9 protein-coding genes are annotated in these 11,157 nt (G+C 39.4%); 3 read left to right on the top strand and 6 right to left on the bottom strand.

All coding sequences use genetic code 11. The features are described from left to right. Nucleotides 1-949: 949 nt before the first annotated feature. Nucleotides 950-1,114, bottom strand: coding sequence for a hypothetical protein (locus tag ACYPZI_RS06845; RefSeq protein WP_459599932.1), 165 nt, complete (start codon nt 1,112-1,114; stop codon nt 950-952). A gap of 304 nt (nt 1,115-1,418) precedes the next feature. On the opposite strand from ACYPZI_RS06845, the gene ACYPZI_RS06840 reads away from it, so the two are divergent. Beyond that, nucleotides 1,419-2,363 (top strand): UDP-glucuronic acid decarboxylase family protein, encoded by a 945-nt coding sequence (locus ACYPZI_RS06840; RefSeq protein WP_459599930.1) that lies wholly within the window; start codon nt 1,419-1,421, stop codon nt 2,361-2,363. A 141-nt stretch (nt 2,364-2,504) separates the two neighbouring features. Then, on the top strand, nt 2,505-3,221 hold the full coding sequence (locus ACYPZI_RS06835; protein ID WP_459599928.1) for a glycosyltransferase family 2 protein: 717 nt from the start codon (nt 2,505-2,507) through the stop codon (nt 3,219-3,221). A 5-nt stretch (nt 3,222-3,226) separates the two neighbouring features. On the opposite strand, the gene ACYPZI_RS06830 is transcribed toward ACYPZI_RS06835, so the two are convergent. The 5 genes from ACYPZI_RS06830 to ACYPZI_RS06810 form a co-directional block, all read right to left on the bottom strand. After that, a complete protein-coding gene (locus ACYPZI_RS06830; protein WP_459599926.1) occupies nt 3,227-4,348 on the bottom strand; it encodes a glycosyltransferase in 1,122 nt (373 codons plus the stop codon). Beyond that, on the bottom strand, nt 4,345-5,382 hold the full coding sequence (locus ACYPZI_RS06825) for a glycosyltransferase family 9 protein (RefSeq protein ID WP_459599924.1): 1,038 nt from the start codon (nt 5,380-5,382) through the stop codon (nt 4,345-4,347). Before ACYPZI_RS06825 ends, ACYPZI_RS06830 begins: the two co-directional genes overlap by 4 nt. A gap of 35 nt (nt 5,383-5,417) precedes the next feature. Then, entirely contained in the window at nt 5,418-6,032 is a 615-nt protein-coding gene (locus tag ACYPZI_RS06820) for a DUF4254 domain-containing protein (protein ID WP_459599922.1), read from the bottom strand. 23 nt (nt 6,033-6,055) lie between these two features. After that, on the bottom strand, nt 6,056-7,597 hold the full coding sequence (locus ACYPZI_RS06815) for a YifB family Mg chelatase-like AAA ATPase (RefSeq protein ID WP_459599920.1): 1,542 nt from the start codon (nt 7,595-7,597) through the stop codon (nt 6,056-6,058). Between the two features lie 66 nt (nt 7,598-7,663). Further along, complete coding sequence (locus ACYPZI_RS06810; protein ID WP_459599918.1) at nt 7,664-8,764, bottom strand: redoxin domain-containing protein; 1,101 nt, start codon at nt 8,762-8,764, stop codon at nt 7,664-7,666. Between the two features lie 227 nt (nt 8,765-8,991). Between ACYPZI_RS06810 and ACYPZI_RS06805 the strand changes: the two genes are divergently transcribed. Beyond that, entirely contained in the window at nt 8,992-11,151 is a 2,160-nt protein-coding gene (locus ACYPZI_RS06805) for a S9 family peptidase (RefSeq protein ID WP_459599916.1), read from the top strand. Nucleotides 11,152-11,157 lie beyond the last annotated feature (6 nt).

Genomic DNA, 11,157 nt, shown 5'->3' with positions numbered 1-11,157 from the left:
CATTAAAAAATCAGAAAACGGAGGTCAAACTCAAATGTTTGACATTAAATAAATTCATCGGGATTGGTATGCCCGATGCTTACAAAGTGAGTTAATTTTACTTGCTACGATAGTGAAGAAAAATACCAGATTGACTGCCGTTGCAACAAAGTCACTAAAAAGTAACAAACTTCTACAGTTATTTTTTAGCCGTTAGCCGATAGCTTTTAGCCGTTAGCCCCTTGCTCGCGCGGCTACCCTCTTTGTCATCCTGACCGCAGGGAAGGATCCCGATTTCCGGGAGACAGGAGATGCTTCCTGTCGTCAGCATGACAAACCGGAATTTAACTAAAAAGTAACAAACCTCTACAGTCAACAGTCAACAACTTGTACCTCGTATCTCGTCTACTCGTATCTTTTTAACTAAAAAGTAACAAACCTCTACACTCATTTTTTAGCTGTTAGCCGATAGCTTTTAGCCGTTAGCCCTTGCTTGCGCGGCTACCCTCTTTGTCATCCTGACCGCAGGGAAGGATCCCAATCCCCGGGAGACAGGAGATGCTTCTTGTCGTCAGCATGACAAACCAGAATTTAACTAAAAAGTAACATTTTCCACACTCATTTCGTTTTTTATTTTCTGGATTGCTTCGGGTAAACCCTCGCAATGACGAGAGAAAAACTCCTTCCTCATTTTAACTAAAATGCAACAAACTTCTACAGTCATCAGTAGTAAGTAGTGAGCGCTCAGAACTTAAAACTCATAACTCATAACTTTTTAACTAAAAAGTAACAAACTTCTACAGTCAACAGTCAACAACTTGTACCTCTTATCTCGTCTACTCGTAACTTTTTAACTAAAAAGTAACAAACTCCCATAGTACATGACAAAAAATATTTTATATATATTTAAAAGGCTTATTATGTTGCCCTTACAGGGCGCAGTTCCTTCGGTTGTCATCTACCCGGGGTGTTACCCCGGGCTGGAATATATCAGGCTTTCAGCCTGTTTCTTTCCTTGATGCCCTGAAGGGGCTACATAATATAGCCCAATGGCAACGCCTTGGGTGGGAAAATGAAATACCCTGAAACCGTGCCCTGTAAGGGCGATATAAGATTTTGTAATATTTTTTGTCATGTACTATGCAAACTCCACACTTCTTACAGTTATCAGTAAACAGCCAACAATTAGTTACAAGTTATTGTCGCTTCGCGCCATTTGCCAATTTGCTAATTCGCTAATTGTCTATTATAGATAAAACTAACGATTTTTAATTTTTCACTTTTCATTTTTTTTTGGTTGCCCTGAGGACAATTTGCTTTTAACAGCCCTATTGAGAATAAATTACATAATTAATTATGTTAGATGGACAAAATTTTATTTCTTTGCATCTCGGAACCAAACTAACAAACAAGCATTTATATAAAATCGAAGATAAAATATGAAAAACCGCAAGAAGATACTTGTGACCGGAGGAGCCGGGTTTATAGGCTCTCATCTTTGTGAAAGGCTACTAAAAGAAGGACATGAAGTCTTGTGTCTGGACAACTATTTCACGGGATCGAAAAGTAATATTATCCACCTGCTCGACAATCCCTATTTCGAAGCTATCAGGCACGATATAGTACATCCTTTTCATGCAGATGTAGACGAAATATATAACCTTGCATGCCCTGCATCCCCGGTTCATTATCAATATAACGCAATAAAAACAATCAAGACTTCCGTAATGGGAGCCATCAATATGCTTGGACTGGCAAAACGCTTAAAAGCCAAAGTTCTTCAGGCATCAACCAGTGAAGTATATGGGGATCCTCACGTTCACCCACAACCGGAATCATACTGGGGGAATGTAAACCCCATAGGTATACGTTCGTGCTACGATGAAGGCAAACGTTGTGCCGAAACATTATTTATGGATTACCACCGTCAAAATGGAGTACGGATAAAAATCATACGTATTTTTAATACGTATGGTCCCAATATGAATCCTGACGACGGCCGTGTAGTTTCTAACTTTATCGTACAGGCGCTCAAGGGTGAAAACATTACGATATACGGAGACGGCATGCAAACCCGAAGCTTTCAATATGTAGACGATCTGGTAGAGGCTATGATAAGAATGATGGCAACGGACGATCTTTTCGTAGGTCCTGTAAACACGGGAAATCCGGGTGAATTTACGATGATAGAGCTTGCCAACCTGATTTTAGAACTTACAGGTTCTAAATCGAAGCTAATATTCGAACCCCTTCCCAGCGACGATCCAAAGCAAAGAAAACCGGATATTTCTCTTGCCAAAGAAAAATTAAACTGGGAACCAAAAGTACAGCTAAAAGAAGGGCTGATAAAGACTATAGAGTATTTCGACAAAGCACTTAAATAACTCCGGTTAAAATTACTTATTACACAAACAACATTGGGGTTTAAGAAAATTTGCGAAAGAATATAATAACGGAAAAGCCAGAACAAAGAATTTTTATATGACTCTAGGCTATAAATTTTAAAAATACAGATACAAAATAACATGAAACTTTCCATTGTAATACCGGCCTATAACGAGGCAAGAACTATTCACCTTATATTGGATAAGGTAATAGCTGTGCAACTGATCGGCAATATCGAAAAAGAAATAATTATTGTAAATGACTGCTCGAAGGATGACACCATAGAAGTTGTCAAGGCATATATGGCTGAGCATCCATCCATAGACATGAAGCTTTTCGAACAACCAGTCAATATGGGAAAGGGTGCCGCTTTGCATAGAGGGATTAAAGAAGCAACGGGCGACTACCTCATTATTCAGGATGCGGATCTTGAATATGATCCGGAAGAATATAACTTCCTATTGAAACCGGTAATCGGGGGTTTTGCGGATGTCGTTTACGGATCCAGATTCATGGGTGGTAATCCCCACCGCATTCTATTCTTTTGGCACTCGATAGGAAACAGGATGCTAACGTTTGTCTCTAACATGTTCAGCAACCTTAACCTGACCGATATGGAGACTTGCTATAAATTATTCCGGACTGATATAATTCAATCAATACCGTTGAAGGAAAGACGATTCGGATTTGAACCGGAAGTTACGGCTAAAGTATCCAGATATCCTAAAGTAAGAATTTACGAGGTAGGTATTTCATACTATGGACGTACGTATGAAGAAGGGAAAAAAATCGGATGGAGAGACGGTGCCAGGGCTTTTATCTGTATGCTCAAATACGGGTTGTTAAGGATGAAATAAAGACATTATAATTCCATAAAGAATTTCTCGATTGATCTGGCAAAATTATCCCATGACAACCGGGATTTTTCTTTTTTGGTATTCTCTTCATAAATCGCTATTTGCCCCTTATTGGCAAAGAATTCCTTTATACCTTCCGATAGATACTCCACTGTTGCAGAAGGAATAACCAAACCCGTTTGCGCCTGTTGTACCGCAGTCCCAAGAGCGCCTACATTGGTCGCGATCATCGGCAGTTCGAGTTGGTAAGCAAGAGCAACTACCCCACTTTGAGTAGCCGAGCGATAAGGCAATACCAATACATCGGCTGCAGAAAAAAGAATGGAAACCATTTCATCGGGTATGTATTGCTCAAATACCACAATATTATCCTTCCTCAAAGACTCGCTAATTAATTTATTATACCGGTCGAAACTACCATAGCTTTCTCCGGCTATAATCAACTGATAGCTGTCATCCAGAGAATTCATCGATTCAATCAAGGCGTCTAATCCTTTATAATCCCTGATTAGTCCAAAAAACAGGAGATTCTTTTTATCTTTCTTTATTCCGAGCCGGTCACATGCCTCTGATCGATCGATACGCCCGGCATAATGATCATATATGGGATGAGGTTGCAGCTGTATTTTTGCGTTCTTACGTAATGATAACAAATCTTTTTGTACAGGTTCACTCATCACGATAAACGCATCGCACCCGCTAAAAAAATACCGGGCCAAGGGTTTATCTATCAGTGTCCGTTCGTGTGGTATCGCATTATGTACAAGAGATACAATCTTTATCTTTTTTTTCAACAAACGGCATATTGTACCATATGCCGGAGCCATAAAGGACATCCAATAAGGTATAATAAGAATATCCGGTGAGTATTTGTTTATCGCCCCGGCCGTTTTGATATAAGTAAATGGATTGACAGTATTCAGTATTCGTTCGCTTTCGACAATGGTGACGGAATCGTTTTCGGATACATATTGTGTCTTCCCCGGAAAAAGAAAATCAGGATATAGTGTGGTAAATGAGAAAGCCCTCATTTCATTTCGTTTGCCCAATTCGGTGTACAACCGGGCATTTAGTTGCGCTAAACCTCCCCGATAAGGATAGAACGGAGAAAGAATTGCTATTTTCATGGGTTTCCTCTTTCTAATAGTCGATCTATCCGATCAACAACCATATCTTCCGTTATTCTCCCAAGACAGGCATAGTCTACCCTTTCGCAAGGCAAGTCTCCAAAAACGGAACATGGCCTGCATTCTAGGTTTATCTGAACAGCATCATCTATATTTTGCCTGAATCCATAGAAGCCCAGAGAAGGATGAGTCGCACCCCATATTGAAACAACCGGAACCTGAACTAATGAAGCTAAATGCATATTTGCCGAATCCATAGAAAGCATCACATCCAGATAAGACATAAGTAAAAGTTCTCTTTCCAAATTCAGCTTACCCATCGTATTTACTACTTTTGGATATTTTGATGCCCATAAAGAGATTACTCTTTCTTCCTCTTTCCCTGCACCAAATAAGAAAATTGTAATATCCGCTTTTTCTGATAGCTTTTTCACCACATTCTCCATTTTGTCTAAAGGATATATTTTTCCTTTATGTTTAGAGAAAGGTGCTATTCCTATCCATTTCCCATCTTTCGATTGTGCAATGCTCTTTAGCTTTGTAAAATCGCGAGGAACGAAATCAAAGATATTATTAAATGTCATCGGAGCAGGAAATCCTAACTTATCAAACACATCCTGATAGCGTTGCATCATATGCTTCAATGGCGGTTCAAGAACTTTGCTTCCAATCATTTCTTTCTTCTCTCTCCGTCCCTTATCGATAGCGACTACTTTTCGACCGGTCATCCGCATAAAGAAACGGATCACTTTCGACCTTAAAACGTCGTGTTCGTCCGCCACATGTGAAAAGCCCAAGGTAGATACTCTTCGTGTAGTGCGAAACAAGCCTGACACTCCCTTATGTCGTCCCTTAATATCAAGAGGTAGTACATTTATGTTAAATCCTAAATTCTCAAAAAGCGGTGCAAAGGCCTTACGCGTCATTACAGAAAAACGATCCTGGGGATATTTTGCAGCAACAGAGCTAATGACAGGCACAAGCATTGCCACATCGCCAAAGGAGGAAATCCGGATTACTAATATTTTAGCCATAATAGATTAAATATGGAAGTTTTCCACATAAAAAATTAACTATTTTGAGATTTACCATACAAAACAGGGTTTAATGATGGGTCGTTATACATCTTCATTTGTTTATAGACCTTCATATATTTATGTCCTGATTCAATATCCTGTAAAAGCTCCTCTATAGCTGTAGAAAGATCTACTTGTTGACTAAGCAGTACATTCAGCTTTTGCGTTGCCTGCAATCTATGTTGCTCATCTGTATCTTTACGCTCAACCTCCTGGCGCATATGATATATTTTAAGAGCCAGAATCGACAGACGATCTATAGCCCATGCCGGACTTTCTGTATTTATACGTGTATCGGATAATACGCTCACATTTTTATATTTATCCAAAAAGTAACTATCAATTAATTCCACCAAATCAGTCCTATCCTGATTTGATTTATCGATACGCCGTTTTAAAATAAGCGCTTCACCCGGGTCTATTTCAGGATCTCTTATAATATCTTCAAAATGCCATTGAACAGTATCTATCCAGTTTTTCAGATACAGATAAAACTCGATTGTCTTTTCCGGATACGGATTATTAATCGGGGTATCAACGTTATCCGTTTTATGGTAATCGTTAATTACCTTTTCGAAAATAGAATTGCTCAACTGTGTAAATTTCATGATAATTCCTTATAAAATTAGTATTACATATTGGCCCATGTTTGCCTGTCCAAATTTCGGTAATTAATCGCTTCTGCCAAATGTTTTGGTAATATTTTTTCAGAATTGTCCAAATCTGCAATCGTCCTGGACACTTTCAGTATACGGTCATATGCCCTTGCCGACAGGTTAAACCTATCCATTGCCTTCTTCAACAGATCCAACCCCGAATTGTCCGGAGAAGCATATTTAGACAGCAATTTAGGATTCATTTGCGCATTACAATGGATACCGTCCTCTTCTTTAAATCGTTCTATTTGAATTTCCCGCGCGCGAATCACTCTATCTCGAATGTGACTGCTAGCTTCCGCCGGTGTTTTATCAGATATTTTATCAAAAGGAACGGGTACAATTTCTATATGAATATCTATCCGGTCCAATAACGGCCCCGAGATTTTATTCAGGTATTTCTGTACAGCGCCATTCGGACAAACACATTCTTTCTCCGGATGATTGTAATAACCGCATGGACATGGGTTCATCGACGAAACAAGCATAAAGCTGGCCGGATACTCAACAGTGAATTTCGATCTCGAGATTGTAATCTGTCTATCCTCTAAGGGCTGACGCATAACTTCCAATACGTTCCGGCTAAATTCCGGTAACTCATCCAAAAACAACACCCCATTGTGAGCCAGGCTTATTTCTCCCGGTTGAGGAAAGCTTCCCCCTCCCACCAACGCCACATCCGATATCGTATGGTGCGGACTTCGGAACGGCCTGCGAGCCATTAATGATGTTTCCGTACCGATCTTCCCGGCTACACTATGTATCTTGGTAGTTTCCAGGGCTTCGTGTAAAGTAAATGGCGGCAAAATAGAGGGCATACGTTTAGCCATCATCGATTTGCCTGCCCCCGGAGGCCCTATCATAATGAGGTTGTGCCCTCCGGCGGCCGCGACTTCCAACGCCCGTTTTACATTTTCTTGTCCTTTGACATCAGAAAAGTCAAACTCGAATAACTGTTGCGCATCATAAAATTCAGCTCTTGTATCTACAACAACCTTCTCGAGAGTAGTTTCCTGATTAAAAAAATCTACTACCTGACAGATGTGGTCAACTCCATATACATCTAAATTATTGACAACCGCAGCTTCCCGGGCATTTTTCTTCGGGAGTATTATTCCTTTAAATCCAAGCTCACGGGCTTTTATGGCAATAGGCAGAACCCCTTTTATCGGTAAAATACTTCCGTCCAAAGACAGTTCTCCCATTATTATATAATCCTCTAAACTGTCTTGTTTGACACCTTCCGAAGCAGCCAGAATCCCTATAGCCAATGGCAAATCATAGGCAGTCCCCTCTTTCCTTATATCGGCCGGAGACATATTTATAACAATCTGTTGACGGGGGAATTTATAACCGTTGACTTGTAATGCCGAAACGATACGTTCATGGCTTTCTTTCACCGAAGCATCCGGCAATCCGACAAGCATAAATTTTATACCTTTCGAGCAATTTACCTCTATAGTAATTAAAGTCGCTTCTATGCCTTGAACCGCGGCTCCAAAAATCTTTATTAGCATTTATTAGTGTATGGTGTAGTTGAACTTTGTTATCGGAACAAATATAAAAAAAAGAAAGATAGAATACTAATTTTGACGATACTCTTCCATTTTCTTAGGTATGTCAAGAATGGGATAATCTCTATCGAGAATAACCCCTGTAGGTGAGATAAGTATATTGTATGGTATCTCTCTAATATAATATGTATCGAATAGATTAGCAGACCAACCTCCCTTTACCGGCAAAAGCGGCCACTTTACAGAATTTGCTATACTATCTACCGAGGCATCTTCTATGTCTTTTACAATAGTTATAAATTCAATATTGTATTTCTTTGGCTTCAATTCATTGTACACCTTTACGGCTTCTTCTTTTTCTGAGATACAGACCTTGCAAGTTGTAGATATAAATGAGAGAGACACATATTTTCCCCGGTAATCGGAAAGATTTATTTTCTTTCCTTTCGTATCTTCCATCGAAAATCCGGGTGCCACAGCTCCGATTGCAGACATTTTGACTTTATCCCTGAAACGCTTCAAATTGGCAGTGAGGGGAAAATCAGCAGCTTTCCCTTTTAGCAAATCAAGATTTTCGTCTAAACGGGGGATTGACGACTCATCCTTAAAGAAAGTATTAATCAGCATAACACTGGCAATTTTGTCCGGATTGTCCTTGACATAATTTGCAGCAATATTGGATAACTCAAAGTTGATATTTTTGAGTTCAACCACGTAATCTTTTACCGCCGCGCTATCATTACTGGAAGCAGCAATATCGGCTCGCGATTTCAACAAATCTTTATTTTTACTTTTAAAAGCTGTCAAATCATCATTTACATCTCCTCCTTTTATATTTATCAAGTCCGGATATAAAACATCTCCTTTCAGTTCTACGCTCCAGCCTTTATTTACAAGCAAATATGTGACTTTTGTATTTTGATTAAAATACAGTGACATTTCGGTTAAAGTATCGACTGCACCGGAGAAAGAAAACTCTCCTTTGGAAGAAACAGGGATCGTATCAACAATAAGCGAATCACCCTCTTCATGAGATATAAAGAAATAATTACCTGAGATATTGTCTAGTTTTCCCGTTATTTCAAAAGTAGATGTTTTCCTGTTACAAGAAAACAGTACAAGAAACACAAAGAACAGCCCTGTATAGAAAGATATATTTGATTTAATCATTACCTTAAATTTATAATAAACATTTCCCCTTACACCTAATAACGTACAAATATAGTGTTTATTTTATAAACGTTTAAAAAAATAAATTTGTTCTAAAAATAATTAATTTAAACTTTTCGAAACCCATTAACATCAACAAAGATGGCATATCCCGCTTGTTTACATGCACTAAAAAAGTTGACAAAACAGAATTTCACTATCTTTGTCCATCTAAAACGCCAAAAGACATGAAATATTTTAACTTTTTATTTTTAGCTATAAGTTTTTTGCTGCCGATGAAATCATATAGTCAAGACATTCCTCTCACATTAGAAGACCTCATTCCGGGCGGAAAAACATACAGCAAGTATCGTGCCGAAATGCCGCGCCGGTTATCCTGGTATGGCGATCAACTAACATATACAAAGGGTGATTCTGTCATAATCGTCCCACTTACCGAAAAAGAAAAACCGCAAACGCTGTTTACCCTGAAAGACATCAATGCTAATTTACAATTAGATGGCGATGAACTGCCAAAAAGCCTGGCCGGGATTCAGCCGGTATCAGCATCATCTAATGACCTGATGATCGTTTCGCCGAAAAAAATATATTTGTACGACTATGTTGAGAAAAAGATTACAGCTACATTCTCTTCTTTTTCCGGTATGAGCAATCATGATTTGTCGGAGGGAAACCAATATCTGGCATATACCAAAGAGAACAATTTATACATACAATCTCCCGATGGGACAGAATACGCGGTAACAAACGATAGTGACAAAGGCATCGTATCCGGACAATCGGTACATCGAAATGAATTTGGTATCAACGGAGGAACTTTCTGGTCTCCAAAAGGTAATTTGCTTGCTTTTTACCGGATGGATGAAACAATGGTTACAGACTACCCTCTTGTAGACGTTTCGGCGCGTGTGGCTAAATTGAAAGACATAAAGTATCCGATGGCGGGAATGAAAAGCCATCATGTCACAGTTGGCGTATATAATCCGGCAACCCGGCAGACCGTTTTTTTAAATACAGGAACGCCAAAAGAAAAATATCTGACAAACATAGCTTGGAGTCCTGACGAAAAAAATATCTATGTTGCAGAAATCAATAGAGGCCAAGATTCTTGCTATTTAAGAAGCTATGACGCCACAACAGGAAAGCTGCAAACTACTCTGTTTCTGGAAACACATAAGAAGTATGTAGAGCCCGAGAAACCGGTCTTATTCCTTAAAAACGCGCCGGATAAGTTCTTATGGTTGAGCAAAAGAGATGGCTTCAACCATTTGTATTTGTACGACACAACAGGAAAACAGTTAAAACAGATAACCGCCGGCAATTGGGATATAACCTCTGTGATTGGCTTTGATGAAAAAGGGGAAAACCTGTTTTACGTATCAACCGAAGCAAGCCCGATAGAAAAACATATCTATAAAATCAACCTGAAAAATGGCAAAAAAGAACAGCTATCGAAAGAAGAAGGCGTCCACTATCCTATCTTGAGTGCATCAGGAAAATACATTTGCGATTCTTACACTTCACAGAATAATCCGGGAAAAGTAGCTATCACAGATACTAAATCGAATAAAACATATATATTCCATGCGGCAAAAAACCCTTACGGAAACGTTCTGTTGCCTGAAATAACATTGGGTTCGTTAAAGGCAAATGACAAACAGACAGACCTATATTACCGTATTGTTAAGCCTTTAAACTTCGACCCGAACAAAAAATATCCGGTAGTGGTTTATGTATACGGTGGCCCTCATTCGCAATTGGTGGATAATTCATGGTTGGGACAAGCCCGCGGATGGGACGTCTACATGGCGGAAAAAGGTTATATTGTATTCACACTCGACAACAGGGGCACGAGCAACAGAGGTATAAATTTCGAAAACATCACACATCGCCAACTCGGAGTAATAGAAACGCAAGATCAGATGACAGGAGTAGAATATCTGAAATCTTTACCTTATGTAGATGCAAACCGGATCGGAGTACATGGGTGGAGCTATGGAGGATTTATGACTCTGAACCTGATGCTCCGCCATCCGGAAACATTCAAAGCAGGCGTTGCCGGAGGCCCTGTAACCGACTGGAAGTATTACGAAATAATGTACGGTGAACGTTATATGGACAGTCCGCAAGAAAATCCCACGGGATACGAAGAATCGAGTATGATAAACCGTGCAGGAGACCTGAAAGGACGACTGATGATTATACACGGAGATGAAGACCCGACTGTTGTTATGCAACAGAGCTTGAATTTCCTGGATTCTGCAATAAAGAAAGGGACTCATCCCGACTTTTTCATCTATCCGGGACATGGACACAACATGACAGGGCATGACAGAGTGCATTTGCATGAACATATAACCCGTTATTTTGAAGACTTTTTGAAATAAAAGTTT

Source organism: Dysgonomonas reticulitermitis, from assembly GCF_054601275.1.
Note: the sequence above shows the minus strand (reverse complement) of the source record. Positions and strands in the feature narration are given on the sequence as shown.

Coding starts and splice junctions, on each gene's coding strand:
- ACYPZI_RS06835 (WP_459599928.1), top strand. CDS start 2,505: ATGAAACTTTCCATTGTAATACCGGCCTATAACGAGGCAAGAACTATT.
- ACYPZI_RS06825 (WP_459599924.1), bottom strand. CDS start 5,382: ATGGCTAAAATATTAGTAATCCGGATTTCCTCCTTTGGCGATGTGGCA.
- ACYPZI_RS06820 (WP_459599922.1), bottom strand. CDS start 6,032: ATGAAATTTACACAGTTGAGCAATTCTATTTTCGAAAAGGTAATTAAC.
- ACYPZI_RS06805 (WP_459599916.1), top strand. CDS start 8,992: ATGAAATATTTTAACTTTTTATTTTTAGCTATAAGTTTTTTGCTGCCG.
- ACYPZI_RS06845 (WP_459599932.1), bottom strand. CDS start 1,114: ATGACAAAAAATATTACAAAATCTTATATCGCCCTTACAGGGCACGGT.
- ACYPZI_RS06840 (WP_459599930.1), top strand. CDS start 1,419: ATGAAAAACCGCAAGAAGATACTTGTGACCGGAGGAGCCGGGTTTATA.
- ACYPZI_RS06830 (WP_459599926.1), bottom strand. CDS start 4,348: ATGAAAATAGCAATTCTTTCTCCGTTCTATCCTTATCGGGGAGGTTTA.
- ACYPZI_RS06810 (WP_459599918.1), bottom strand. CDS start 8,764: ATGATTAAATCAAATATATCTTTCTATACAGGGCTGTTCTTTGTGTTT.
- ACYPZI_RS06815 (WP_459599920.1), bottom strand. CDS start 7,597: ATGCTAATAAAGATTTTTGGAGCCGCGGTTCAAGGCATAGAAGCGACT.